Origin of the sequence: Streptomyces sp. NPDC088817, assembly GCF_044750345.1 — a bacterium.
Lineage (GTDB): Bacteria > Actinomycetota > Actinomycetes > Streptomycetales > Streptomycetaceae > Streptomyces.
Genome location: NZ_JBIVJN010000001.1, coordinates 179,011 through 205,262, shown reverse-complemented (window position 1 = coordinate 205,262; position 26,252 = coordinate 179,011). Strand labels below are relative to the sequence as shown.

23 protein-coding genes are annotated in these 26,252 nt (G+C 71.5%); 12 read left to right on the top strand and 11 right to left on the bottom strand.

Annotated elements, in window-relative coordinates; genetic code table 11:
- Window positions 1-73: 73 nt before the first annotated feature.
- On the top strand, window positions 74-862 hold the full coding sequence (locus ACIP4X_RS00980) for an SAM-dependent methyltransferase (protein WP_391453624.1): 789 nt from the start codon (window positions 74-76) through the stop codon (window positions 860-862).
- 96 nt (window positions 863-958) lie between these two features.
- Here ACIP4X_RS00980 and ACIP4X_RS00975 read toward each other — a convergent pair whose 3' ends face one another.
- Complete coding sequence (locus tag ACIP4X_RS00975) at window positions 959-2,446, bottom strand: glutamate synthase subunit beta (protein ID WP_358732707.1); 1,488 nt, start codon at window positions 2,444-2,446, stop codon at window positions 959-961.
- Between the two features lie 111 nt (window positions 2,447-2,557).
- On the bottom strand, window positions 2,558-3,262 hold the full coding sequence (locus ACIP4X_RS00970; protein ID WP_358732705.1) for a DUF2293 domain-containing protein: 705 nt from the start codon (window positions 3,260-3,262) through the stop codon (window positions 2,558-2,560).
- A 93-nt stretch (window positions 3,263-3,355) separates the two neighbouring features.
- Here ACIP4X_RS00970 and ACIP4X_RS00965 point away from each other — a divergent pair, with 93 nt between their 5' ends.
- Window positions 3,356-3,997: a uridine kinase gene (locus ACIP4X_RS00965; protein ID WP_358732703.1), complete on the top strand. Its 642-nt coding sequence runs from the start codon at window positions 3,356-3,358 to the stop codon at window positions 3,995-3,997.
- Between the two features lie 18 nt (window positions 3,998-4,015).
- Here the strand turns inward: ACIP4X_RS00965 and ACIP4X_RS00960 are convergent, their stop codons facing one another.
- Complete coding sequence (locus ACIP4X_RS00960) at window positions 4,016-5,107, bottom strand: magnesium and cobalt transport protein CorA (protein ID WP_401346007.1); 1,092 nt, start codon at window positions 5,105-5,107, stop codon at window positions 4,016-4,018.
- 155 nt (window positions 5,108-5,262) lie between these two features.
- Between ACIP4X_RS00960 and ACIP4X_RS00955 the strand changes: the two genes are divergently transcribed.
- The gene (locus ACIP4X_RS00955; RefSeq protein ID WP_401346006.1) at window positions 5,263-6,177 is read left to right on the top strand and encodes a methyltransferase domain-containing protein; all 915 of its coding nucleotides are present in this window, start codon (window positions 5,263-5,265) and stop codon (window positions 6,175-6,177) included.
- 52 nt (window positions 6,178-6,229) lie between these two features.
- Here ACIP4X_RS00955 and ACIP4X_RS00950 read toward each other — a convergent pair whose 3' ends face one another.
- The 4 genes from ACIP4X_RS00950 to ACIP4X_RS00935 all read right to left on the bottom strand — a co-directional run bounded on the left by ACIP4X_RS00950 (window position 6,230) and on the right by ACIP4X_RS00935 (window position 9,729).
- Complete coding sequence (locus ACIP4X_RS00950) at window positions 6,230-7,177, bottom strand: carbohydrate kinase family protein (RefSeq protein WP_401346004.1); 948 nt, start codon at window positions 7,175-7,177, stop codon at window positions 6,230-6,232.
- Window positions 7,162-8,067 carry a pseudouridine-5'-phosphate glycosidase gene (locus tag ACIP4X_RS00945; protein WP_401346001.1) on the bottom strand — a complete coding sequence of 302 codons (906 nt, stop codon included), beginning with the start codon at window positions 8,065-8,067 and terminating at the stop codon, window positions 7,162-7,164. The genes ACIP4X_RS00950 and ACIP4X_RS00945 overlap by 16 nt, the downstream gene beginning before the upstream one ends.
- A 151-nt stretch (window positions 8,068-8,218) precedes the next feature.
- Complete coding sequence (locus ACIP4X_RS00940) at window positions 8,219-8,794, bottom strand: methylated-DNA--[protein]-cysteine S-methyltransferase (protein ID WP_358732694.1); 576 nt, start codon at window positions 8,792-8,794, stop codon at window positions 8,219-8,221.
- A gap of 56 nt (window positions 8,795-8,850) precedes the next feature.
- Window positions 8,851-9,729, bottom strand: coding sequence for a glycerophosphodiester phosphodiesterase family protein (locus ACIP4X_RS00935; protein ID WP_358732692.1), 879 nt, complete (start codon window positions 9,727-9,729; stop codon window positions 8,851-8,853).
- 285 nt (window positions 9,730-10,014) lie between these two features.
- Between ACIP4X_RS00935 and ACIP4X_RS00930 the strand changes: the two genes are divergently transcribed.
- The 7 genes from ACIP4X_RS00930 (at window position 10,015) to aroQ (ending at window position 18,880) form a co-directional block, all read left to right on the top strand.
- Window positions 10,015-10,893, top strand: a complete 879-nt coding sequence (locus ACIP4X_RS00930; protein WP_358732691.1) for an MHYT domain-containing protein — start codon at window positions 10,015-10,017, stop codon at window positions 10,891-10,893.
- A gap of 40 nt (window positions 10,894-10,933) precedes the next feature.
- Complete coding sequence (gene uvrB / locus ACIP4X_RS00925; protein WP_358732689.1) at window positions 10,934-13,108, top strand: excinuclease ABC subunit UvrB; 2,175 nt, start codon at window positions 10,934-10,936, stop codon at window positions 13,106-13,108.
- Between the two features lie 129 nt (window positions 13,109-13,237).
- Window positions 13,238-13,816, top strand: a complete 579-nt coding sequence (locus ACIP4X_RS00920) for a TerD family protein (RefSeq protein ID WP_358732688.1) — start codon at window positions 13,238-13,240, stop codon at window positions 13,814-13,816.
- Between the two features lie 81 nt (window positions 13,817-13,897).
- On the top strand, window positions 13,898-15,991 hold the full coding sequence (locus ACIP4X_RS00915; protein WP_401345996.1) for a TerD family protein: 2,094 nt from the start codon (window positions 13,898-13,900) through the stop codon (window positions 15,989-15,991).
- A 141-nt stretch (window positions 15,992-16,132) separates the two neighbouring features.
- Entirely contained in the window at window positions 16,133-17,152 is a 1,020-nt protein-coding gene (locus ACIP4X_RS00910) for a TerC family protein (RefSeq protein WP_358732684.1), read from the top strand.
- Between the two features lie 70 nt (window positions 17,153-17,222).
- Window positions 17,223-18,323 carry an ionic transporter y4hA gene (locus tag ACIP4X_RS00905; protein WP_358732760.1) on the top strand — a complete coding sequence of 367 codons (1,101 nt, stop codon included), beginning with the start codon at window positions 17,223-17,225 and terminating at the stop codon, window positions 18,321-18,323.
- Between the two features lie 83 nt (window positions 18,324-18,406).
- Window positions 18,407-18,880 (top strand): type II 3-dehydroquinate dehydratase, encoded by a 474-nt coding sequence (gene aroQ / locus ACIP4X_RS00900; protein ID WP_358732682.1) that lies wholly within the window; start codon window positions 18,407-18,409, stop codon window positions 18,878-18,880.
- 67 nt (window positions 18,881-18,947) lie between these two features.
- Here aroQ and ACIP4X_RS00895 read toward each other — a convergent pair whose 3' ends face one another.
- Window positions 18,948-19,604 (bottom strand): MBL fold metallo-hydrolase, encoded by a 657-nt coding sequence (locus ACIP4X_RS00895; RefSeq protein ID WP_401345992.1) that lies wholly within the window; start codon window positions 19,602-19,604, stop codon window positions 18,948-18,950.
- Window positions 19,605-19,656: 52 nt separating this feature from the next.
- On the bottom strand, window positions 19,657-20,343 hold the full coding sequence (locus tag ACIP4X_RS00890; protein ID WP_391453637.1) for a maleylpyruvate isomerase family mycothiol-dependent enzyme: 687 nt from the start codon (window positions 20,341-20,343) through the stop codon (window positions 19,657-19,659).
- A gap of 234 nt (window positions 20,344-20,577) precedes the next feature.
- Here ACIP4X_RS00890 and uvrA point away from each other — a divergent pair, with 234 nt between their 5' ends.
- Entirely contained in the window at window positions 20,578-23,586 is a 3,009-nt protein-coding gene (gene uvrA, locus ACIP4X_RS00885; protein ID WP_401345989.1) for an excinuclease ABC subunit UvrA, read from the top strand.
- A 97-nt stretch (window positions 23,587-23,683) separates the two neighbouring features.
- Here uvrA and ACIP4X_RS00880 read toward each other — a convergent pair whose 3' ends face one another.
- Complete coding sequence (locus tag ACIP4X_RS00880; protein ID WP_358732676.1) at window positions 23,684-24,595, bottom strand: carbohydrate kinase; 912 nt, start codon at window positions 24,593-24,595, stop codon at window positions 23,684-23,686.
- Window positions 24,596-24,761: 166 nt separating this feature from the next.
- Here ACIP4X_RS00880 and ACIP4X_RS00875 point away from each other — a divergent pair, with 166 nt between their 5' ends.
- Entirely contained in the window at window positions 24,762-25,190 is a 429-nt protein-coding gene (locus ACIP4X_RS00875; RefSeq protein WP_401345987.1) for a Rieske (2Fe-2S) protein, read from the top strand.
- Between the two features lie 38 nt (window positions 25,191-25,228).
- On the opposite strand, the gene ACIP4X_RS00870 is transcribed toward ACIP4X_RS00875, so the two are convergent.
- The gene (locus tag ACIP4X_RS00870) at window positions 25,229-26,176 is read right to left on the bottom strand and encodes a hypothetical protein (protein WP_391453644.1); all 948 of its coding nucleotides are present in this window, start codon (window positions 26,174-26,176) and stop codon (window positions 25,229-25,231) included.
- Between the last annotated feature and the right edge of the window lie 76 nt (window positions 26,177-26,252).

Genomic DNA, 26,252 nt, shown 5'->3' with positions numbered 1-26,252 from the left:
TGTCTCAACTCCCTAATCTTGGTAACGACTTGATCATGACCACTGCTCACTTCAGACGCTTACGAGGTGCCGTATGAGCGAGATCGACACCAGCAAGCCGCATCCGGCGCGGATGTACGACTGGTACCTCGGCGGCAAGGACAACTACCCGGTCGACGAGGAACTGGGCCGGCAGATGCTGGCACTCGACCCGCGGGTGCCGGTGATGGCCAAGGTCAACCGCGCGTTCATGCACCGGGCGACGCGCTGGCTGGCCGGCCGGGGCGTACGGCAGTTCCTGGACATCGGCACCGGCATACCGACCGAGCCGAACCTGCACCAGGTCGCCCAGTCGGTCGCGCCGGACGCCCGTGTCGTCTACTGCGACAACGACCCGATCGTGCTGGCCCACGCGGCGGCCCTGCTGCGCAGCGCGCCCGAGGGCATCACCGAGTACGTGCAGGCCGACGTCCGCGACCCGGCCACGATCCTGGAGGGCTCCGGGAAGGTCCTGGACTTCAGCCGGCCCGTGGCGCTGTCCCTAGTGGCGCTGCTCCACTTCATCACCGACGAGGACGGCGCCCACGACCTGGTCGCCCGTCTCCTCGCCGAACTGCCCTCGGGCAGCTACCTGATGATGACCCACGCCACCTCGGACTTCACTCCGGAGGACTCCGAGAGGGCCACGGCCAAGCTGAAGGCGGCGGGCGTCACCCTCGCCCTGCGCTCCCGCGAGGAGTTCAGCCGCTTCTTCGACGGTCTGGAACTCGTCGAGCCCGGAGTGGAGGTCGTCCACAAGTGGCACCCGGAACTGGGCGACCCGATCCCGGGCCAGGACGACGGAGTCATCCCGGGCTACGGAGCGGTGGCGCGGAAGCCGTGACCGCGAATGCCCTGACCGCGGTGGTCACGACCGCGGCGGTCCTGGCGCAGTGAGGCGTCCGTGGCGCCCCGCCGGCCGGGCGGGGCGCCACGGACGTCACACCCGCATCGGACGGTCGTACGGGCCGATCGGGGACGGGAGGCTCCAGGCGCCCGTCAGATGGTGGTCCACGGACGCCGCGACCGCGCGCCCCTCGGCGATGGCCCAGACGATCAGCGACTGGCCGCGGGCGGCGTCCCCGGCGGCGAACACACCGGGAACGTTCGTCGCGAAGGCGGGGTCCCGGGCGATCGTGCCCCGGGGGGTGAGCCGCAGCCCCAACTGCTCGATGAGGCCGTCCTCCCGGGACGGACCGGAGAAGCCCAGCGCGAGCAGCACCAGATCGGCCGGGATGGCGCGCTCGGTGCCCGGCAGCGGGCGCCGTTCCACGTCCACCTCGGCCAGGTGCAGCTCGCGCACATGCCCGTCGGCGTCGCCCGTGAAGCGGAGCGTCGACGCGGCGAACAGCCGCGCGTCGGCGTCCGCGACCGGCGCGGTGCCCAGGTCGCCCGCCTCCTGGTGCGCGGGCGACAGCCGGTAGATCTTCGGGTACGTCGGCCACGGTTCGAGGTCCTCGTCGCGCTCCACGCCCGGCTGGGCGTAGATGTCGAGCTGGGTCACGGACGCGGCGCCCTGCCGCACCGCCGTGCCCAGGCAGTCGGCTCCCGTGTCCCCGCCGCCCACGATCACGACATGCCGGCCGGCCGCGCACACCGGTGAGGTCTCCACGTCGCCCTCGCACACCCGGTTGGCCAGCGGCAGATACTCCATCGCCTGATGGATGCCGGTCAACTCCCGACCGGGAACGGGTAGTTCACGCCACGCCGTGGCACCCGTGGCGATCACCACGGCGTCGTAGCGCGCCCGCACCTCCCCGGCCCCGACGTCCCGCCCGACCTCCGTCGACGCCCGGAACTTCGTTCCCTCGGCCAGCATCTGCTCCAACCGCCGCTCCAGATGGTGCTTCTCCATCTTGAACGCGGGGATGCCGTACCGCATCAGACCGCCGAGCCGGTCGTCCCGCTCGTACAGGGCGACCGTGTGTCCCGCACGGGTGAGCTGCTGGGCCGCGGCGAGCCCGGTCGGCCCCGACCCGATCACCGCGACGGTCCGCCCGGAGAGCCGGTCCGGCGGGCGCGGCGGGGTGAACCCCTCCTCCCAGGCACGGTCGGCGATCGCGCACTCGACGTTCTTGATGGTGACCGCCGGCTGGTTGATCGCGAGCACGCATCCCGCCTCGCACGGCGCCGGACACAACCGCCCGGTGTACTCGGGGAAGTTGTTCGTCGCGTGCAACCGGTCGGCAGCGGCCCTCCAGTCCTCCCGGGACACCAGGTCGTTCCACTCGGGGATCAGATTGCCCAGCGGACAGGCCTCGTGGCAGAACGGCACCCCGCAGTCCATGCACCGGTCGGCCTGCTTGCTGATGATCGGAAGCAGCCCGCCCGGCACGTACACCTCGTGCCAGTCCCGTACCCGCTCCTCGACCGGCCTGCGGGGCCACTCCTGGCGGGGTGTGGTCATGAAACCCCTGGGATCGGCCATGGCCGTCCCCCTTGCCTCGGGCACCACCTCTTTCCGGCCACGATACGTCCGCCGCCCACCAGGCGCAGAGCCCGGAATCTCCGGGGTACGGGGTCCCCGCTCGGGTGGGTGCTAGGCGTGCGGTCGCCGCTCCCGCCAGCCCAGCAGCACCGAGTTCACCACCGGCCTGATCCGCCGCCGTGCCTCGGGACGAGCCACCCCGCTCATCAGCAGCCGGTCGTAGGGCGTGTCCTGGTGGCGGACGGAGGCCGTGACCGCCGAGGTGATGGCGGTCTCGGACAGGGCGCGCCCCGACGCGCTGCGGCCGACCCGTCCGCTGCCGCGCAGAGAGGCGTGCGCGGCTATGGACCGAGCGCGGTCCGGCGGGCAGGAGGGAAAGAGCCGCAGGACCTCCGCCGCGAACGCGTCCGTGACGCGTATGTCCTCCGCCGCGCGCCGCCGGGCGTCGCGCGCCCGGCGCCGGCGCCGGGCCTCGGCGTCCGCCAGACACCGTTGCTCCGCGCGGGCCAGCGCCGCCTCCTCGACGAGGACGCCCTGCCGCTCGTAACGGCTCCTGCGCCGGTTGAACCGCACCACCACCGCCGACAGCGCGCTCTCCTCCCGCGACCGGCGCGTCAGCGCGGTGTCGCCCCGCGGCAGGAAGACCAGGTGCCCGAGGTCGGCGCAGTCCAGACACCGCGGCACCCCCTCCTCCAGCACGAGCAGCGGCAGCGGGCCGCGCCGGCACGCGGCGCAGTGCTTGCGGCGCACCGGCTGGACGACGAGAAGCCCGTCGGACGGCCGAGGCACGGGCAGCGGGACCGTACGTGAGGCCATGCGCGAGCCCGTGTGTGGGGCCATAGGTCGTACATTCCCGGGCCCGCGCCCGGACGCCCCTCCCGCCGCCTCCCGCTCCCGCCCTGGCGCATCATGGGCCGTGTGCGACTTCAAGCGATCACCTGGGAACGGCTCGGCGACCTCCTCGCGGAGCGCCTGCTCGACCTGAAGCCGGCCGACGGCAGCCCCTGGCCCCGCATCGCCTTCGACGGCGCCCCCGCCGCCCTCCCGGGCGACCTGGCCCACCGCGTCGCCGAGGCACTGCGGCCGCTCGGCCGGCCCGCGGTGGTGGTCGGCACCGAGGGCTTCCTGCGCCCGGCCTCCCTGCGCCTGGAGCACGGCCACCGGGACGAGGAGTCCTACTACAACGGCTGGCTCGACACCGGCGCCCTGTGGCGCGAGGTCTTCGGTCCGCTCGAACCCGGCGGTGACGGACGCGTGCTGCCCGACCTGCGGGACCCGGTGACCGACCGCGCCACCCGCAGCGACTACGTCCAGCTCCCGCCCGGCGCCCTGTTGTTGCTGCACGGCCCCCTCCTGCTGCGGCACTGGTTCCCCTTCGACCTGACCGTCCACGTCCTCCTCTCCCCGGGCGCCCTGCGCCGCCGCACTCCGGAGGCCGAGCACTGGACGCTGCCCGCCTTCGAGCGCTACGACGCCGAGACCGACCCGGCCCGCACCGCCGACGTCCTGGTACGCGCCGACGACCTCAGGCACCCGGCCTGGAACGGCTGAGCCCGGCGCCGCCTCGGGTCAGAGCCAGCCGTTGCGGCGGAAGCCGCGGTACAGCGACAGACAGATGGCGGATATCAGGCAGATGACCAGCGGATAGCCGTAGCGCCAGTGGAGCTCCGGCATCACCTCGAAGTTCATGCCGTACACCCCGCACACCATGGTCGGCACGGCGATCACCGCGGCCCAGGCGGTGATCTTGCGCATGTCCTCGTTCTGCGCCACCGTCACCTGCGCGAGATGGGCCTGCAGAATCGAGTTGAGCAGTTCGTCGAAGGCGGCGATCTGCTCCTTGGCCCGCGTCTGATGGTCGAGGACGTCCCGGAAGTACGCCTGTATCTCCGGGCCGACCACCCGCATCGGACGGGCGGAGAGCTCCTCCAGAGGTCGGCCCAGCGGCACGACGGCCCGCTTCAGCTCCAGCAGCTCCCGCTTGAGCTGGTAGATCCGCCCCGGATCGACACGCTCGCCGTCCTCCGCGAACACCTCGGTCTCCACCTCGTCGATGTCCTCCTGGAAGGAGCCGGTGACGCTCAGATAGTCGTCGACCACGTGATCCGCTATCGCGTGCAACACCGCCGCAGGACCCTTGGCGAGCTGCGCCGGAACGGACTCCAGCTCCTCGCGCAGCGGACCGAGCGAGCCGTGGCGCCCGTGCCGCACGGTGATCACGAAGTCCTGCCCGGTGAACACCATGATCTCGCCGGTGCTCACCACCTCGCTCGTCGCCGTCAGCTTCTCGTGCTCGACGTAGCAGACCGTCTTGAACACCGCGAACAGCGTCTCGCCGTACCGCTCCACCTTCGGGCGCTGATGCGCCTTGACCGTGTCCTCCACCGCCAGCGGGTGCAGGTCGAAGAGGTCCGCGATGCCCGCGAACTCCTCGTCCGTCGGCTCGTGCAGCCCCAGCCAGACGAAACCGTCACGGGCCTTGCGCACCCGCGTCACGGCCTCCACCAGATCGCCGGCGTCCGGGACCCGCTCGCCGTCCTGGTAGGCCACGCAGTTCACCACGGAGGAGCCCAGCGGGGACCGGGCAGGATGGCTCAGGTCGACCCGGCGCCGCCCTCGGGCCAGCCGAGCCACCTTCCGCAGATTCCCCGCCATGGACATCCGGATCTCCTCGCGTGCACCTTTTGCCGCCTGGTCGAGCCAGTCTGCCAGGCTCACATGAGTGCCGGGCAAGCCTGTGGAAACCGCACGTTCCGCTTTGTTCCCGCCTGTGGATGAACGCGGCCGGCGTCGAAGGAGGCTGGGATGATCGCGGTATGAGGAACAGCGACGGGCAGGCGGAGGGGCCTTCGGGCACGGACATGGAGCACGGCGAGGACGGGGGCGAGGGTCGGGACGAGAGCCAGGGCGCGGACCGGGACGGGGGCCGTCACGAGGGCACGGACGGCGGTGGATATCTGCTCGCCAACCGGCAGGCCGAGGCGGGCGAGCGCTTCGACGCCTTCGCGGCCCTCTTCGATCCCACGACGTTCCGCCACCTCGAAGGACTCGGCGTCGGACCCGGGTGGCGCTGCTGGGAGGTCGGCGCCGGCGGAACCTCAGTCGTCTCCTGGCTGGCCGAACGGGTCGGCCCCACCGGCACGGTCGTCGCGACCGACATCGACACCTCGCTGATCGCCGGGTCCGCCCGCCCGCCGGTGGAGGTGAGGGTCCACGACGTGGGCGCGGAGGAGCCGCCGGGGGAGGGCTTCGACCTCGTGCACGCCCGGCTCGTCCTCGTCCACGTGCCGGACCGGGAACGGGCACTGCGGTCCATGATCAAGGCGCTGCGCCCCGGTGGACGGCTGCTGCTGGAGGACGCCGACCCCGCGCTCCAGCCCCTGCTCTGCCCGGACGAGCACGGCCCCGCGGAGGAACTGGCCAACCGGCTGCGCCACGGCTTCCGCCGCCTGCTGGCCGACCGCGGCGCCGACCTCTCCTACGGCCGCAGACTCCCGCGCCTGCTGCGCGAGGCCGGCCTCCAGCAGGTGGAGGCCGACGCCTACTTCCCGGTCACCTCCCCGGCCTGTACCGCCCTGGAGTCCGCCACGGTCCGGCAGATCCGCGCCCGACTCGTCACCGCGGGTCTGGCCACCGATGAGGAGATCGACCAGCACCTGGCCAACGTGGCCTCCGGCACCATGGACCTGACCACGGCGCCGATGATCTCTGCTTGGGGCACCAAGCCGTAGCGCCTCGGGCCCGCCGACCCGAAAAGTCACCGGCTCCGAAGGCCTTCGAAGGTCACAGGGCTCGGAAAACCTCGGAAGAGCACCGGGCTCCCGGAGGCCTCGCGCCCACCTGTGCCACCGCGAGCGCGCCCGCCGCGCAGCCCTGGGCCGCCGCCGTCTCGGGAGTGGCGCCGGCCAGCAGGGCGGCGAGGAAGGCGCCGGTGAAGGCGTCACCCGCGCCCGTGGTGTCCCGAGGGACGGCCGGCACCGCGGGTACATGGGCGCGGACAGTGCCCGTAGACGCCACCCGCGCTCCGGCGGCGCCCTGCTTCACCACCACCAGCGGGACGCGGCGGCTCAGCTCGGCCGCCGCGTCCGCCGGATCGGGCAGGCCCGTCAGCAGGCAGGCCTCGTCGCGGCTCGGCAGCAGCACGTCCACCCCCTCGACGAGCGCGAGGAACCGGTCCACGCCCAGCGTGACGAGGAATCCGGCCGACGCGGGATCCAGGCTCACCGGCACACCACACGCGCGGGCCGCGGTGACGGCCCGCGCCACCAGTGCCCGGCCCGTTCCGGAGAACAGCAGGTAGCCCGACAGATGCAGCCGGGCCACCCCGTCGAGCAGCGGGTCGGACCAGTCGCCCGCCTCCAGGCGAAGCGATGCCCCGCTGTCCGTGAGGAACGTGCGCTCGGCCGCCGCCGAGGAGTCGACGAGGCAGACCGCCGTCCCGGTCGGCGCCCCGGGATCCACCACCAGGTGGGGACGCACCCCCGAGGAGATCAGCGCCCGTTCGTGCCAGCCCGCCGACTCCGCGCCCACCCGCCCCAGCAGCCGGACCTCCCGGCACCCGCTGTGGGCCGCCCAGCAGGCGACGTTGGCCCCCGCCCCGCCCGGCAGCATCCGGACCGCGGCGGAGGTGTCGGTGCCGGTGGCGAGCGGCCCGCGATGCCGTACGACAACATCCGTCACGACGTCCCCGACCACCAGCAGCGCTCCGCCGGCCGTCACGGCAGGGCCCACGCCGCCGCGATCAGCGCCGCCAGCCGTACGTTGCCGCGCACCGCCGCCAGGTTGGCGCGCAGTGAGGCGCCGTCGGTGTGCCGCACCAGGTAGTCGAGCAGGAACGGGGTCACCGCCTGCCCCGTGACGCCCTCCTCCGCGCACGCGTGCAGCGCGTCGGCGAGCACCCGCGCGTGCAGTTCGGGGTCCAACTGCTCCTGAGGCGGTACGGGGTTGGCGACGATCAGCGCCGACTCCGGCGCCCGGAGCGCGTTCTGCGCCCGCATGACCTCGGCCACGTCCTCCGGCGTCCGCAGCGTCCAGTCCACCGGGTGCCCGGAGTCGGACAGGTAGAAGCCGGGGAAGCGGTCCGTGCGGTACCCGGCCACCGCGACCCCCAGCGTCTCCAGCCGCTGCAAGGTCGCCGGAACGTCCAGGATCGACTTGACCCCCGCGCACACGACCGTGATCCGCGTGCGCGCCAGCAGCCCGAGGTCGGCGGACTCGTCCTGCGTCACGGTCCATTCCCGGTGCACACCGCCGAGCCCGCCCGTGGCGAACACACGGATGCCCGCCAGGGAGGCCAGCAGCGCCGTCGCCGACACCGTGGTCGCGCCGCTCGCCCGCGCGGCCGTCGCGAGCGGCAGGTCGCGGTGGCCGAGCTTGCGCATCCCCTCCTCGTTCGCGACCCGCTCCAACTGCCCCTTGTCCAGACCGATATGGGGATGGCCGTCCAGCACCGCGATGGTCGCGGGCACGGCACCCTCCTGCCGTACCGCGTCCTCCAGCTCCAGCGCCACCTGGAGATTGCGTGGGCGCGGCAGCCCATGGGCGATGATCGTGGACTCCAGGGCCACCACGGGTCGACGCGCCGCCAGCGCCTTCCGTACCTCTTCGGACACCACCAGCACGTGCCTGCCTCCCGTCTGTCGGGCTCTCCTCTCATCTCTGGCGGGTGCCGTACCGGGTCAAACCCCTGCAGCCCGCACCGCATGGCATCAGCCCAGGACGCGCGACCGGCAACATGCCTGCGTGAACGTGGTTGCCGGTGCGGCCGGCGTCTCAGAACAGCGGCTCGGGCAGCACGCCTTCCAGTGCGAGCAGCCTGCGCTTGGCCTCCAGGCCGCCGCCGAAGCCGCCTATGCCCCCGTCGCTCTCGACGACCCGATGGCACGGCACGACCACCGGCAGCGGATTGGCGCCCATCGCCGCCCCCACCGCCTGGGCGGCACCCGGCTGCCCCACCCGGTCGGCCAGATCGCCGTACCCGACGACCGAGCCGTACGGCACGCCCGACGCCAGTTCACGCAGCACCTGCCGGTTGAAGCCGGAGATCAGCGACCAGTCCAGCGGCAGCTCGAAGTCCTGCCGCTCGCCGGCGAAGTACGCCCGCACCTGGTGTATCGCCTCCGTGAGCAACGGGGAGTCGGGCGCCTCGACCGGTTCGGTGCCCAGCCGGGACGCCAGCCGGGCCAGCGCGCGCTCCCGTACCGCGTCGGTGGCGTGGAAGACGACGTTGACCAGGCCTTCGGGGGTCGCTGCCAGCAGCAGTGGGCCGATGCCGGTACCGACGACGGCCCATACGACCCGCTGTCCGTCCCGCACGGCCCGCTGCCCGTCCTGCTCGTGGCTGTCCATGCGATTACGGTACGACCCACCACTGACAACGCCCTCCGACCTGCGCCGTCGTGGGATCAGACGGGTTTGAGCGCCGCGCGCACCACTTCCGGCTTGTTCGTGATGATGCCGTCCACGCCGTAGCCGGCGACGGTCCGGGCGTGGGCGGCGTCGTCCACCGTCCAGACGAAGACCCCCAGCGGGGCGCCGTGCGGTCCCCGGTGCGCGCGGACGGCCGCCATGTAATCGGCCGACAGCGTGCCGTACGAAGGGTTGATCAGATCCACGAAGGCCGCGTACCGGTGCAGGTCGGCCGGGTCCGGACGGCCGAGGAGGGCGGTCCGGACAGCGGGCTTCAGCGCGTGCACGATCCGTACGCTGTCGGCGCTGAAGCTCTGCACGATGAGACGGCTCGCCAGGTGCCGTTGGTCGAGCCAGCCGTCGTTGGCGAGCACCTTGAGGGTCTGTGTCTCGATCCCCGGGTACAGCTCGGGGTTCTTGATCTCCAGGAGCAGCTTCTCGTGGTTGTGCTCGAGCCGGCGCATGTACTGGTCGAGCGTCGGCACGCGCGTGCCCGCGAAGGCGGGGGAGAACCAGCTGCCCGCGTCCAGGCGGGCGATCTCGGCGGCGGTGAAGTCCTTCACGTTCCAGGGAGCCCGGCCGGGAAAGAGCTGCTCGACGTTGGTCGTCCGCTTCAAGGTGGCGTCGTGGACGACCACGAGTTCGCCGTCCTTGGTGCGCTGTACGTCGTTCTCCACCCAGGAGAAGCCGAGCGCCTTCGCCTTGTCGACGGCGGGCAGCGTGTTCTCCGGGGCATGCGAGGACGCGCCCCGGTGGGCGACGACCACGGGCTGCGGCCGTTGGGTATCGGCAGCCCGTGCCCCCGAGGCGGGCAGGAACAGGGCGGCGGCCGCCGCGAGAGCGGTGGCCAGGGCGGCGACTGCGCGCGCGTGCATGCGTACTCCTCGCGACGAACGACCACGGTCAGCACAAGACTGACAGCACAGGGTCAACGAGGCGCTCGCAGATGGGCCACGGGTGGGATCGCAGCCCGCACGGATCCGCCCGAGCCCGCTCACGGATGCCGCACATCTGCGGCGAGGCCGTGCTTCTTTGCCGGAAAGTCGTTCGGCCATTCCGGTGGCAGTCATACTCTCAGCGTCAACCCTGACCGCGTGGCGGTCCTGGGACGGGGGCATTCACGATTTCCGGGACTCGAGAGGGCGGAAGGGCGACCGCGCATGCACGGAACCGTCGACGGATTCAGCTACGGGTTCGTCACTCCCCTGGTGGCCTGTCTCATGGCCTGCCTCGGCGGGGCCCTCGGCCTGCGCTGCACCACCCGCGCCCTGCTCGTCGACCGCTCCTGGCGCCCCGGCTGGCTCGCCCTGGGCTCGGCTGCGGTCGGCTCGGGCATCTGGACCATGCACTTCGTCGCGATGACCGGTTTCACCGTAGAAGAGGTGTCGATCGGCTACGACCGGCCGACGACGTACGCGAGTCTGGCCGTCGCCATCGTCATGACGGGGATCGGGATCTTCATCGTCGGCTACCGGGGCGCGACCGGCTCCGCCCTGTTCACCGGCGGCACGATCACCGGCCTCGGCGTCGCCAGCATGCACTACCTGGGCATGGCCGGGATGCGGCTCGACGGCACCGTCGACTACGACATTCCCCTCGTCGTGGCCTCCGTGCTGATCGCCGTCGTCGCCGCGACCGCGTCCCTGTGGGCCGCCGGGCGGGCGAAAGGGTTGCTCTGGAGCGTCGGCGCCGGCCTCGTGATGGGACTCGCCGGCGTCGGCATGCACTACACGAGCATGGCCGCCCTCGACGTCCACCTGCACACCACGGGCGGCGCTGTCGGCGGGGAGTCGTCGGCAGCCCTGCTCACGCCGATGCTGATCGGCCCGCTGATCTTCCTGCTGCTCACCGGTGCCGTCGTACTGTGCGACCCGCTGATGATCACCGGCCGGTCCGGCTGGATACCCGTCGAGCACAAGCCGGGCGTCCCGGCGCGCGAACTCGTCGCCCACTCCGCCCGCCGCTCCCCGGTCCGCGCCCACCGCGACCCCGACCGCGAGACGGTCCGCGAACGCTCCCGCACCCCGCAGAACCGCTGATCAGAACCCGTTGTCAGTGGCAGGTCGTACGGTGGATGTCATGCGGCCCGTCTCTCACATCGAACGCACGGTGGCGCCCTTCGAGGTCGTCAGCCCCTACCAGCCCAGCGGCGACCAGCCGCAGGCCATCGCCGAACTCGCCCAGCGCATCAAGGCGGGGGAGCCGGACGTCGTCCTGCTCGGCGCGACCGGCACCGGCAAGTCCGCCACCACCGCGTGGATGATCGAGAAGCTTCAGCGCCCGACCCTCGTCATGGCGCCGAACAAGACACTCGCCGCCCAGCTGGCCAACGAGTTCCGCGAACTGCTGCCGAACAACGCGGTCGAATACTTCGTCTCGTACTACGACTACTACCAGCCCGAGGCGTACGTCCCGCAGTCGGACACCTACATCGAGAAGGACTCCTCGATCAACGAGGAGGTCGAGCGGCTGCGCCACTCGGCGACCAACTCGCTGCTCACCCGCCGCGACGTCGTCGTGGTCGCCTCCGTCTCCTGCATCTACGGCCTGGGCACTCCGCAGGAGTACGTGGACCGCATGGTCCCCCTCCGGGTCGGCGACGAGATCGACCGCGACGAGCTGCTGCGCCGCTTCGTGGACATCCAGTACACGCGCAACGACATGGCCTTCAGCCGCGGCACCTTCCGGGTGCGCGGCGACACCATCGAGATCTTCCCGGTCTACGAGGAGCTGGCCGTCCGCATCGAGATGTTCGGCGACGAGATCGAGGCGCTGTCGACCCTGCACCCCCTCACCGGCGAGATCATCAGCGACGACCAGCAGCTGTACGTCTTCCCGGCCTCGCACTACATCGCCGGTCCCGAGCGCATGGAGCGGGCGGTCAGCGGCATCGAGAAGGAACTCGAGGAGCGCCTGGCCGAACTGGAGAAGCAGGGCAAGCTGCTGGAGGCCCAGCGGCTGCGGATGCGCACCACCTACGACATCGAGATGCTCCGCCAGATCGGCACCTGCTCCGGCGTGGAGAACTACTCGATGCACTTCGACGACCGCGGGCCCGGCACCCCGCCCAACACCCTGCTCGACTACTTCCCGGACGACTTCCTGCTCGTCATCGACGAGTCGCACGTCACCGTGCCCCAGATCGGCGCGATGTACGAGGGTGACGCCTCCCGCAAGCGCACCCTCGTCGAGCACGGCTTCCGGCTGCCGTCCGCCCTGGACAACCGGCCGCTGAAGTGGGAGGAGTTCCAGGAACGCATCGGCCAGACGGTGTATCTGTCGGCGACCCCCGGCGCATACGAGCTGTCCCGCTCGGACGGTCAGGTGGAGCAGATCATCCGCCCCACCGGCCTGGTCGACCCGCAGGTGGTCGTCAAGCCCACCGAGGGCCAGATCGACGACCTGGTGCACGAGATCCGCGGGCGCGTGGAGAAGGACGAGCGCGTCCTGGTCACCACGCTGACCAAGAAGATGGCCGAGGATCTGACGGACTACTTCCTGGAACTCGGCATCCAGGTGCGCTACCTGCACAGCGACGTCGACACCCTGCGCCGGATCGAGCTGCTGCGCGAACTGCGCAGCGGCGAGTACGACGTCCTGGTCGGCATCAACCTGCTGCGTGAGGGCCTCGACCTGCCCGAGGTGTCACTGGTGGCGATCCTCGACGCCGACAAGGAGGGCTTCCTGCGGTCGGGCACCTCGCTGATCCAGACCATCGGCCGCGCCGCGCGCAATGTCTCCGGCCAGGTCCACATGTACGCCGACAAGATCACCCCGGCGATGGAGAAGGCCATCGAGGAGACCAACCGCCGCCGGGAGAAGCAGATCGCGTACAACAAGGCGAACGGCATCGACCCGCAGCCGCTGCGCAAGAAGATCAACGACATCGTCGCGCAGATCGCCCGCGAGGAGGTCGACACCGAGCAGCTGCTCGGCACCGGCTACCGCAAGGGGAAGGACGGCAAGGGCGCGAAGACCCCCGTGCCGGCCCGCGGTGAGAACGGTGCCAGGGCCGCCGGTGCCGCCAAGTCGGCCACGTCCGCCAAGCCCGCGAAGTCCGCCAGGGGCAAGGCGAAGGAGACGGTGCCCACCGACCGCCCCGCCGCCGAACTCGCCGGGCAGATCGAGGAGATGACGGAGCGGATGCGCGCCGCCGCCGCCGACCTCCAGTTCGAGGTCGCGGCCCGGTTGCGCGACGAGGTCTCGGAGATGAAGAAGGAGCTGCGCCAGATGCGCGAGGCGGGGCTGTCCTGACCGACTGCGCTGTGTTGCAAGACCGACACAAAGTGCGGACCCGTGTGCGGCGTTGTCAGTGCCTCTGCGTAGGGTTCTTGACAGCCGCGGAACCGGCGGCGACAGGGGCGTAGGAGAGGGGAATCAGCCGTGACCGTCAACTTGACCAAGGGTCAGGCCATCAGTCTGCAGAAGAACGACGGGGGCAGCCTGACCGCGGTCCGTATGGGTCTCGGCTGGCAGGCAGCTCCGCGCCGGGGCCTGTTCGGCTCGCGCACGCGTGAGATCGACCTCGACGCTTCCGCCGTGCTCTTCGCCGAGAAGCAGCCGGTCGACGTCGTCTTCTTCCGCCACCTGGTGAGCGACGACGGCTCGGTGCGCCACACCGGCGACAACCTGGTCGGCGGCGCGGGCCAGGGCGGCGACGACGAGTCGATCCTCGTCGACCTCCAGCGCGTCCCCGTCCACATCGACCAGATCGTCTTCACCGTGAACTCCTTCACGGGCCAGACTTTCCAGGAGGTGCAGAACGCGTTCTGCCGTCTGGTCGACGAGACAAACGGCCAGGAGCTCGCCCGCTACACCCTCGCGGGTGGTGGCGACTACACCGCCCAGATCATGGCGAAGGTGCACCGCGTGAACGGCGCCTGGACGATGACGGCCCTCGGCGTCCCCGCCAACGGCCGCACGTTCCAGGACCTGATGCCGACGATCCTGCCGCACCTGTAGAACGGCCCGGACTGTCCGGACGAGTCAGGGCGGTCCGGTGAGTGGCGCACCACGGCACATGACAGCAGGGGGACGAGGGCGATGACGGCCGAGCTGGTGCGGGGGCAGAACCACCCGCTCTCCGAGGTCCGCCTGGAGATCCGGATCTCGGCCGGCCGGCCGGTCGTGGCGGCGGCCGCTCTCAGCGACGACAGCGGCAGGGCAAGGAGCGCCGAGTGGGTGGTGCACCCCGGCGCCCCCGTCCTGCCCGGTCTTGAGGTGTCCCGCCAGGCCGCCGCCGACCACCGGCTCGCCGTCGACCTCGGTGCCATGCCCGAGGCGGTGCACCGCGTCGACGTGCTGCTGGCCCTGCCCGCTTCTGGAGGAGGCCCGACCCGGTTCGGTGCGGTCGCCGCCCCCTTCGTCGCGGTCACCGGCCTGGACGGCACCGAGTTGGCCAGCTACACGATCACCGGCCTGGACGCGGAGTCCGCCGTGATCGCCCTGGAGCTGTACCGCCGCCAGGGCGCGTGGAAAGTGCGCGCCGTCGGCCAGGGCTGCACGGGCGGCCTCACCGCACTCCTCACCGACCTGGGGCTCACCGAGGCCGGTGAACTGGCCGCCGCCGCGGAGGAGGCGGTGGCCCGGGGGCTGGCCCGAGCGGTGGCGACACCCCCGCCCCGCTCGACGGACGACGCCCGTTCGCAGCAGGCCCCGGCGCCGCCCCTGCCGGACCCGGCTGCCGCCGTCTCCTCCTACGACGGCCACTCCCACGACGGCTCCTCCTACGAGGGTTCCTCCCATGAGGGACAGGTCTCCGGCACTGCCGGACCCGCGGTGGCGCAGCCCGCGAGCTCGGTGGGATCCGGGGGCGGGACCCCCACGGCCGGATCACCGCCCTCTCCGCCCGCGGGCGGAACCATCGACTACCGGCACCCGCGGCGACAGCCGGCACCCCCACCCCCGGCCGCTACCGGACAGCCCACCTCCCCGTCCCCGTCAGGACAACCCGCGGCGCCGACGGCGGCGGGCGCCGCGCCTGCCGGCCACGACGGGCAGCCCGCGCGGCCCGTCGCGGGGGACGCGACCGGGTGGTCGATGGGGGAACGGCTCTACAACCAGGTCTGGGGGATGTTCGAGGACCTGGCCCGCACCACGGCCGCCTACCGCAGCGCCGTCGACTTTGCCGACTCGCGCATGGACAGGGAGCTGGACCAGGTCCTGTCCGACCCGCGCAGCCGCATGGGCGGTCAGGGCGACGCCGCCCGGGAGGCGGCCCGCGCCAAGCACGCGCAGCTCGTCGACCAGGCCAGAGCGGTGCTCGACAGAGACCTCGCCCAGCTCACCGACGAGTCCGAGGTCGTCGAGCCGGCCCTGCCACCGGCGTACGCCCGCTGGGACAACCCGGTCTGGCACGGCTACCGCGTGCCGATGGAGAACCCCATGGCGGTCCGCCTCGGCGACCTCCACCTGCCCGAGGACCCGTCCCTGCGGATCCCCATGCTGATCCGGCTGCCGCTGGAGCGCGGTCTGTGGATCGACAGCGGCCGCTGGGCGTCCCCCGACGACTCCTTCGCCGACGCGGGCCAACGGCGCCGTCTGGCGATGGAGGCGGCCGTGGCGCACGCGGCCCGGCTGATCGCCGTCCATCCGCCGGGCGAGTTCGGCATCCATGTCATCGACCCGGCGGGATCCGGAGCACAGGCACTGGCGTCCCTGGTGGGCACGGGTGTGCTCGCGGAACCGCCCGCGGCCGGTGCGGCCGGGGTCGCGGACGTCCTGAGCCGGCTCACGGAGCGTGTCGACCTGGTGCAGATGGCCGTGCGCGGGGGCGCGCCGGACGCGCTGCCGCCCGGCTTCGACGCCGGTGAACGGCTGCTGATCGTCAACGACTTCCCGCACGGGTTCGACGACCGCGCCGTGACCCGGCTGCGCTACCTCGCCGACGAGGGCCCGGCCGTGGGCGTCCACCTGATGATGGTCGCCGACCGTGAGGACGCCGCCGCCTACGGCCCGTTGTTCGACCCGCTGTGGCGTTCGCTGCTGCGACTGACCCCGGTGCCCGACGACCACCTCGCCGACCCCTGGGTCGGACACGCCTGGACGTATGAACCGCCGGTGGTGCCGCCGGGCAGCCAGGTGCTTCAGCTGGTGCTCACCCAGGTCGCGGCGGCCCGTCGTGACTGGAACCGCTGAGCCACGCGACCGCTGAACCGGGGCGTGAGCCCCGGATCACCCATCTTCAAGGAATCGCAAAGCTGTCCTGACCTGCGACTTTGATCTTTTCTTGGCGTTGCTCTTTACCATTCCTTGGTCATTCCGGTACCGTTTTGTCCTGTGAACGTCTCGTTGTCCCTGTGGATCCTGACCATCGCCGGCCTGGCCGCCCTGATCGCTGTCGACTTCCTCATCGGCCGCAAGCCCCATGACGTGTCGATCAAGGAAGCCGGGATCTGGACGGCCGTCTGGGTCGTCCTGGCCGGTCTCTTCGGGCTCGGCCTGCTCGTCTTCGGCGGCGGCCGGCCGGCCGGCGAGTTCTTCGCCGGATTCATCACCGAGAAGTCGCTGAGCGTCGACAATCTCTTCGTCTTCGTCCTGATCATGGCCAAGTTCGCCGTGCCGTCGCAGTACCAGCGACGGGTGCTGATGATCGGCGTGCTCATAGCCCTCGTGCTGCGGGCCGGCTTCATCGCCGCCGGAGCCGCGATCATCGCGAGCTTCTCGTGGGTGTTCTACCTCTTCGGCGCCTTCCTGATCTGGACCGCCTGGAAGCTCATCCAGGAGGCCCGTTCCGGCGGGGACGAGGAAGAGGAGTTCGACGAGAACAAGCTGCTCAAGGCAGCCGAGCGCCGCTTCGGCGTGGCCGACCGCTACCACGGCACCCGGCTGTGGATCCGGCGGAACGGCAAGCGGATCATGACGCCGATGCTGGTCGTGATGCTCGCGATCGGCACCACCGACATCCTCTTCGCCCTCGACTCGATCCCCGCGATCTTCGGCCTCACCCAGGACCCGTACATCGTCTTCACCGCCAACGCCTTCGCGCTGATGGGCCTCCGGCAGCTGTACTTCCTGATAGGCGGCCTGCTCAAGAAGCTGGTCCACCTGTCCTACGGCCTGTCGGTGATCCTCGGCTTCATCGGCGTCAAGCTGGTGCTGCACGCGCTGCACGAGTCCGGCGCACACGTCCCCCAGATCGGCATACCGCTCTCCCTCGGCGTGATCTGCGCGGTCCTGGCCGTCACCACCGTCACCAGCCTGCTGGCCGCCAGGCGGCAGGCCGTGGAGGAGGTGCGCGAGACGCAGGCACGGGACGAGCACCACGGGGACACGGAGAAGGACCGGGTCGATGCCTGAGCGCGAGCGGGTGCGCACCCGCCCTCTGATCGCGCATGCGAACGTTCCGGGACTCTGCGACGATCGCAGCATGATCGCGCGGCTCAGGGGACTCTTGACGGCGTGGACGATCGTCGTGCCGGTGCTCGCGGTCGTCCTGCTGATCCTCACCTGGGGGCGTTCCCTCCCCGGCGCTGCCGTCGGCGTGATCACCCTGGTCCTCGCCGGCTCGGTGCTGGCCGCGGTGCACCACGCGGAGGTGATCGCCCACCGGGTCGGCGAACCCTTCGGGTCCCTGGTCCTCGCCATCGCCGTCACCGTCATCGAGGTCGCGCTCATCGTGACGTTGATGGCGGACGGCGGCGACAAATCCTCGACGCTCGCCAGGGACACGGTGTTCGCGGCGGTGATGATCACCTGCAACGGCGTGGTGGGATTGAGCCTGCTGGTCGGCTCGCTCCGACACGGCACGGCCGTCTTCAACGCCGAGGGCACGGGCGCCGCCCTTGCCACCGTGGCGACCCTGGCCACGCTGAGCCTGGTGCTCCCGGCGTTCACCACCAGCCAGCCGGGGCCGCGGTTCTCCGGAGTGCAGCTCACCTTCGCCGCGATCTCCTCGCTCGTGCTGTACGGCCTGTTCGTGACCACCCAGACCGTGCGGCACCGCGACTACTTCCTGCCGATCACCCGGCAGGGCGAGGTGATCACCTCCGAGGACCACGCGGCGGCACCGTCCGCCCGCACCGCCTGGATCAGCCTGGGACTGCTGGCCATGGCCCTGGTCGGCGTGGTCGGACTGGCCAAGGGCGTGTCGCCCACCGTCGAGTCCGCGGTGCAGGCGGCCGGTCTGCACCATGCGGTCGTCGGCGTGATCATCGCCCTGCTCGTGCTGCTGCCCGAGACCATCGCCGCCCTGCGCTCCGCCCGGCGGGACCGGGTGCAGACCAGCCTCAACCTCGCGCTGGGATCCGCGATGGCCAGCATCGGCCTGACCATCCCTGCCGTCGCGCTGGCGTCGCTGTGGCTGTCCGGGCCGCTCGTCCTCGGCCTCGGCTCCACCCACATGCTGCTGCTCCTGCTCACGGTGCTGGTCAGTTCGCTGACGGTGGTGCCGGGACGGGCCACGCCGCTTCAGGGCGGCGTACACCTGGTGATCTTCGCGGCCTACCTGGAGTTGGCCATCAACCCGTAGGAGGATCAAGGTGTCGTGATAGACCGGGGTTCCGAGCGGCGGTCGCCCATCGGCCGCCGCGGGACGAACGGACCGGAGGAACCGTGCCCCGTACCCTGGCCAACGCCCCGATCATGATTCTCAACGGCCCCAACCTGAACCTGCTCGGGCAGCGGCAACCGGAGATCTACGGTTCCGACACGCTCGCGGACGTCGAGGCGCTGTGCGCGAAGGCGGCCGCCGCGCACGGCGGCACGGTCGACTTCCGCCAGTCCAACCACGAGGGCGAGTTGGTCGACTGGATCCACGAGGCCCGGCTGAACCACTGCGGAATCGTCATCAACCCCGCCGCCTACTCCCACACCTCCGTCGCGATCCTGGATGCGCTCAACACCTGTGACGGGCTGCCGGTGGTGGAGGTGCACATCTCCAACATCCACCAGCGCGAACAGTTCCGGCACCACTCGTACGTCTCGCTGCGGGCCGACGGCGTCATCGCGGGGTGCGGAGTGCAGGGCTACGCGTTCGCGGTGGAGCGGGTCGCGGCACTGGCCGGGGCACGGCGGGCGGACGCGTAGCCGCCCGCCGCGTGCGACCGGGGCCGTCGGCCGAGGGCGGGAACAGGAGACCGGCGGCCCGTACCGTTCACCACCCGCGCGCGTGCCACTCGGGGAGGTGCGGGCGTTCGGCGCCCAGGGTGGTGTCGTTGCCGTGGCCCGGGTAGACCCAGGTCTCGTCCGGCAGGGCGTCGAAGATCCTCGTCTCCACGTCGTGGATCAGGCGGGCGAACGCCTTCGGGTTCTTGTGGGTGTTGCCCACCCCGCCGGGGAAGAGGCAGTCGCCCGTGAACACGTGGGGGTGCCCGTGCGGGTCGTCGTAGACCAGCGCGATCGAGCCGGGGGTGTGGCCGACGAGGTGGCGCGCGGTGAGTTCGACCCGCCCCACCCGGACGGTGTCCCCGTCGTCCAGGAGGACGTCGGTCGGCACTGGGATGCCCTCGGCGTCGTCCCGTCCCGCGTACGTACGCGCGTGTGTGGCCGCCACGACCTCCGCCAGCGCCTGCCAATGGTCGCCGTGCCGGTGGGTGGTGACGACGGAGGCGATGCCGTCGTCACCGATCGAGCCGAGCAGCGTGTGCGCGTCGTTCGCCGCGTCGATCAGCAGTTGCTCGTCCGTGGCCCGGCAGCGCAGCAGATAGGCGTTGTTGTCCATCGGGCCGACCGCGATCTTGGTGATCATCAGGTCCTTCAGCTCGTGCACGTCCGCCGGGCCGCCGACCTTCACCTCTCCGCTGTACGTCATGGCCGTCAGCCTATAGCGGGGGCAGCCGCCCGGGGACCGCGCCCGCGGCTAGCTAGAGCGGGGGCAGCGCCGGGAGCGTTCCGGCCGACGCCGTCAGGGCGGATCCGTCGCGGCGGCCCGCGAGCCAGCCGAGCAGGTCCGCCCGGCCCCCCGTCACGGTGACCGCGGGCTCGTCCGCCTTGCGGCCCGTGTCCCACGCGTGCGTGCCGTCCGTCAGCCGGGTCGGCGGCACGTCCGGGTGTCCGGAGAACCGCTGGGCCAGGAACTCGATCTCCCGCTCGACGAACTCCGCCGGAAGGTCCTCGAGTTCGTAGCCGATGCCGAGGTCCACGTGGTGCAGCTCGACCTCCACCCAGCGCCGGAACGGCACCCGGGACGCGGAGTCGGTGACGCCGTTGCGCAGCTCCACGGTCCGCGACCAGTCCGCGGGCCCGGCCGCAGTCCGCTGGAAGCGGTCCCCGCTCTCGCGCACGTCGGCGAGCTGGACGCCGAGGGGGCGCGGGGCGTCCCGCTCGATGTCGGCGTCCCGGGCCTCGGCGGACGCGTACATGGGGCGGCCCTCGAAGACGTTCACCAGCGCGTCGGCGTTGCGGGCGAGGTGGGCCAGGATGTGACCCCGCGTCCAGCCGGGGAGTCGTGACTCGTCGGTCACAGTCGCGTTGTCCAGCTTGCCGGCAGCGGTCAGCAGTCGTTCGGTTGCGTCCTGCACAGAGGCCAGGTCGCGCGCGTGATCAATCATGACGCCGACCCTAGCCCCGCCACACGTTCGGGTGAAGGCGGCGAAGGACGGCCGTAAATCGAATGTACGTGCTATAAGGTCGGGTGTGGCATCGGGCATGCTGGAGAGCCGGGGATTGTTGTGTATCCGGGCGGCTCCTGGAATCCCGCCCGGCGTTGTCAGTGGCTCCCCCTAGTCTGAGAAAGCACGGGGGCCCCGCCCCTGTCACTTCTCTCAAGAAAGGTGCGGACCGGCGTGGCCGACCGTCTCATCGTCCGTGGCGCGCGCGAGCACAACCTGAAGAACGTCTCGCTCGACCTGCCTCGGGACTCGCTCATCGTCTTCACGGGCCTGTCCGGGTCGGGCAAGTCCTCCCTGGCCTTCGACACCATCTTCGCCGAGGGCCAGCGGCGCTACGTGGAGTCGCTCTCCTCGTACGCCCGCCAGTTCCTCGGCCAGATGGACAAGCCGGACGTCGACTTCATCGAGGGTCTCTCCCCGGCGGTCTCCATCGACCAGAAGTCGACCTCGCGCAACCCGCGCTCGACGGTCGGCACCATCACCGAGGTCTACGACTACCTGCGCCTGCTCTTCGCCCGCATCGGCAAGCCGCACTGCCCCGAGTGCGGCCGCCCGATCTCGCGGCAGTCGCCGCAGGCCATCGTCGACAAGGTGCTGGAGCTGCCGGAGGGCAGCCGCTTCCAGGTCCTCTCGCCGCTGGTGCGCGAGCGCAAGGGGGAGTTCGTCGACCTCTTCGCCGACCTGCAGACCAAGGGCTACTCCCGCGCGCGTGTGGACGGCGAGACCATCCAGCTCTCCCAGCCGCCCACGCTGAAGAAGCAGGAGAAGCACACCATCGAGGTGGTCATCGACCGCCTCACGGTCAAGGACAGCGCCAAGCGCCGCCTCACCGACTCCGTCGAGACCGCGCTCGGCCTGTCCGGCGGCATGGTCGTGCTCGACTTCGTCGACCTGCCCGAGGACGACCCCGAGCGCGAGCGGATGTACTCGGAGCACCTGTACTGCCCGTACGACGACCTGTCCTTCGAGGAGATGGAGCCGCGTTCCTTCTCCTTCAACTCGCCCTTCGGCGCCTGCCCCGAGTGCACCGGCATCGGCACCCGCATGGAGGTCGACCCGGAGCTGATCGTCCCGGACGAGGAGAAGAGCCTCGACGAGGGCGCCATCCACCCCTGGTCGCACGGGCACACCAAGGACTACTTCGGCCGGCTGGTCGGCGCCCTCGCCGACGCCCTGGGCTTCCGCACCGACATCCCCTTCGCGGGCCTGCCGCAGCGCGCCAAGAAGGCCCTGCTCTACGGCCACAGGACGCAGATCGAGGTCCGCTACCGCAACCGGTACGGGCGCGAGCGCGTCTACACCACGCCGTTCGAGGGCGCCGTGCCGTTCGTCAAGCGCCGGCACAGCGAGGCCGAGAGCGACGCCAGCCGTGAGCGCTTCGAGGGGTACATGCGCGAGGTGCCCTGTCCCACCTGTGAGGGCACGCGCCTGAAGCCGGTCGTCCTCGCGGTCACGCTCATGGGCAGGTCGATCGCCGAGATCTCCGCGATGTCCATCAGCGACTGCGCGGAGTTCCTGCGCGGGCTGAAGCTCGACGCCCGCGACAAGAAGATCGCCGAGCGGGTCCTCAAGGAGGTCAACGAGCGGCTGCGGTTCCTGGTCGACGTCGGCCTCGACTACCTCTCGCTGAACCGCGCGGCCGGCACGCTCTCCGGCGGCGAGGCCCAGCGCATCCGGCTGGCCACCCAGATCGGCTCCGGCCTCGTCGGCGTCCTGTACGTCCTCGACGAGCCGTCCATCGGCCTGCACCAGCGCGACAACCACCGGCTGATCGAGACCCTGGTCCGGCTGCGCGACATGGGCAACACGCTCATCGTCGTCGAGCACGACGAGGACACCATCAAGACCGCCGACTGGATCGTCGACATCGGCCCCGGCGCGGGCGAGCACGGCGGCAAGGTCGTGCACAGCGGCTCCCTGAAGGAACTGCTCGCCAACGCCGAGTCGCAGACCGGGCAGTACCTGTCCGGCAGGAAGGCGATCCCGCTGCCCGGCATCAGGCGCCCGCTCGACCCGTCCCGGCAGCTCACCGTGCACGGCGCCCGGGAGAACAACCTGAAGGACATCGACGTGTCCTTCCCGCTCGGCCTGTTCACGGCGGTCACCGGAGTCTCCGGTTCCGGCAAGTCGACGCTGGTCAACGACATCCTGTACACCCACCTGGCCCGCGAGCTGAACGGCGCGCGCAATGTGCCCGGCCGGCACACGCGCGTGGACGGCGACGACCTCGTGGACAAGGTGGTGCACGTCGACCAGTCGCCCATCGGCCGCACTCCGCGCTCCAACCCGGCGACGTACACCGGCGTCTTCGATCACATCCGCAAGCTGTTCGCCGAGACCACCGAGGCGAAGGTCCGCGGCTACCAGCCCGGCCGCTTCTCCTTCAACGTCAAGGGCGGCCGCTGCGAGAACTGCGCGGGCGACGGCACCATCAAGATCGAGATGAACTTCCTGCCCGACGTCTACGTCCCCTGCGAGGTCTGCCACGGCGCCCGCTACAACCGGGAGACGCTGGAGGTGCACTACAAGGGCAAGTCCATCGCCGAGGTGCTCAACATGCCGATCGAGGAGGCGACCGAGTTCTTCGAGGCGGTCCCGGCGATCGCCCGGCACCTCAGGACCCTCAAGGACGTCGGCCTCGGCTATGTCCGGCTGGGCCAGTCCGCGACCACCCTGTCCGGCGGTGAGGCGCAGCGTGTGAAGCTCGCCAGCGAACTGCAGCGCCGTTCCACCGGACGCACGGTCTACGTCCTGGACGAGCCCACCACCGGTCTGCACTTCGAGGACATCAGCAAGCTGCTGAAGGTGCTGTCCGGACTCGTCGACAAGGGCAACACGGTCATCGTCATCGAGCACAACCTCGATGTGATCAAGACCGCCGACTGGGTCGTCGACATGGGCCCCGAGGGCGGCGCCGGCGGCGGTCTGGTCGTCGCCGAGGGCACGCCCGAGCAGGTCGCCGGCGTCCCGACCAGCCACACCGGCAAGTTCCTGCGCGAGATCCTCCAGCCCGACCGGATCAGCGACGCTGCCTCCTCGGTCAAGGCTCCGCGCGCGGCCACCGCCAAGAAGGCCGTCGCGGCCACGTCGGCGACCCGCAGGACGACGGCCAAGGCCGCCAACAGCACGGCGAGCAAGAAGGCGACGCCCGCGAAGAAGACGACGCGGGCCCGCAAGGCCTGAGACGCCGTCCAGCAGCACGAGCGGCGCCCCGCGGACACTCCCGCGGGGCCCCGCTCACGTCTGAGGCCCACAGGAGCCGAAGGCCCGGCGTCCTGGGCTACGGTGCGCCGACCTCCGACGCGTACGGCGGCTCCGCTCCCGCCCGCGAGCAGGTGATCGCCGCTGCGCGGGCCGCGAACCGCAGAAGCCGGGTCCAGCCCGTGGCGCCGAGGTCCGCCAGGGCCTCGGGGGACAGGGCGTCCTGGACGGACAGTCCGTGCAGCAGGGCCGCGTTCACGGTGTCGCCCGCGCCGATGGTGTCGACGACATCGATCTTCTCGCCCGGCACGGAGTGCTCCGCGCCGTCCCGGGTGTACGCGGTGAGCCCGTCGCCGCCGTGGGTGATCACCACCGCAGAGGGCCCGGCGGCCAGCCACTCGTGCGGAGTGCCGCCCAGCCAGCCCGCGTCCTCCTCGGAGAGCTTCAGCAGCGACACCGAGGGCAGCCAGCTCGCGAAGCGCGCCCGGTAGGCGTCCGCGTCCGCTATCAGTCCGGGGCGGATGTTCGGGTCCAGCGCGGTGAACACACCCTGCGAGGACGCCGTCCGCATCAGCTCCTCGTAGGCGCTCGCGCCCGGCTCCAGCACCAGCGAGCAGGTACCGAAGGACACCGCGCGGGTTCCGGCGGGGAGCGCGGCGGGCGCCGTGAACAGACGGTCGGCGGTGCCGTCCACGTAGAACGAGTACGCGGCGGAACCGTCGGCGCCGACCGTGGCGACGGCAAGCGTGGTCGGCTCGGTGCCGCGCTCCACCCCGGACACGTCCACCCCGGCCCCCCGCAGTCCGTCGAGCAGGGCCTCGCCGAAGGCGTCGTACGACGTACGGGAGCAGAAGGCGGTGGGCGAGCCGAGGCGGCCCAGCGCGACGGCCGTGTTGTACGGGCCGCCACCGAGCGCCGGTTGGAGGTCCGCGAGGGCGCCCCTCTCCCGCGGTACCAGGTCGATCAGGGCCTCACCGGCGACGACGATCACGAGTCGGTTCCTCTCTCGGACAGCTCGGGCCGGGAAGCTATCCCATTGCGCGCCGGAGGTAAAACGCCGGCCCGGGTCCTCGGCGTCCGCCCGACCCGCCCCCGCCCGGTCCGGACCCGGTGGGTATCGTCGGCCCTGTCCAGCCCCTTGACCAGTGGAGGACCTCATGTCCGGCCGCCCCTCCGCGAGCCGCCGCACGATCCTGCGGGGAGCGGCCCTCACCCCCGCCGTCGCGCTCGGGCTCACCGCCTGCGGACCGATCGGCGGCGGCACCACGGCCCCGGCCACGCCCACCGCGCCGGTCGACCTCGGCGCCGAGAGCGAGGTCCCCGAGGGCGGCGCCAAGCTGTACCGGGACCACAACGTGGTGGTCAGCCGTGACGCGGACGGCGCCCTGAAGGCCTTCAGCACGATCTGCACGCACGCGCAGTGCCCGATCAACAAGCTCGAGGGTACGAAGCTGATCTGTCCCTGCCACGGCAGCGAGTTCGACGCCACGACCGGCGAGGTCGTGCGCTCCCCGGCCAGTACCCCGCTGCCCGCGCTGCCCGTGCGTGCCGAGGGCGGCAGGCTGGTGGCCGGACCCGGCGCCTGACGGCGGGCCGCCGCCCGCCCGGGCCGATCGCTCCCCGCTCACTCCCATTCCCAGCCGAGCCCCACGGTCCCGGACCGGACACGCGGCTCCACCAGGTGCACCGAGCGGTGCCGCTCGCTCACCGGCAGCTCCCGGCGGCCGCTGCGCGGAGCCGCCGCCGACGCCTGGGTGAACCGGTGGCAGCGCACCGGCAGGGCGCCGGCGTCGAACCGCACCTGAAGCGCGTACTGGCTGCCGGGGGAGGCGAACTCCCGGACGTACTCGCACGTCGTCCCGGCCGTTCCGTCCTCCACGCCGTGCCGGAACAGGAACGTGTCACCGGCCCGCAGCCGGGTGTCGAAGAGCAGCTCGACGACCAGCACCCCGGTGTCGTGGTGCCGGCGTATCCGTCCGGTGCGGCAGTTCTCCAGGGCGTGCACGGTCATCCGCTCCGGCGCGCACCCCGGATCGCCGTGGTGGACGGCCACGAAACGGTCCACGCCGTCCCGGTGGGCGCGCACGATGTGCTCGGACTCGCGGCCCGCGAGCTCGCGCCGCGCCCCGATCAGCACCCGCTCGTGGTGTCCGAGCACGTGCGGCCCGCCGCCGGGCGGGCAGTCCAGCTCCGCCAGCAGCCCGCGCAGCACGTCCGAGGCCCGGACCAGGGAGCGGTAGGAACGGACGGCGGGCCGCCCGGCCGGCACGTGCTCGTCGGCCTCCGCCAGCAGCCGGATCAGCGACTCGTCCGGCAGCCGCAGGATCTCCTCCAGCGCCCGTACCGCCCGCAGCGACTCCGGGCGCTGCGGGCGCCGGGCGCCCTGCTGCCAGTAGCTGAGACTGGTGACGCCGACCTTCACCCCGTAGCGCGTCAGATGGTGCTGCACACGCTGCAACGGCAGTCCGCGGGCGGCGATCGCGGCGCGCAGCGCCACATGGAAGGGGCCGCCCCGCAGGGCCGTGTCCAGTTCCGCGGTGGCGACCTCCGCCTGCTGTGTGGCGTGGGGCATGCGCGGGCCTTTCTGTGAAGGTGCGGGCGGCTCGGCGGACCCTCCACGCGGGTCGTCGGGGCCGCCCCGCGCGAAG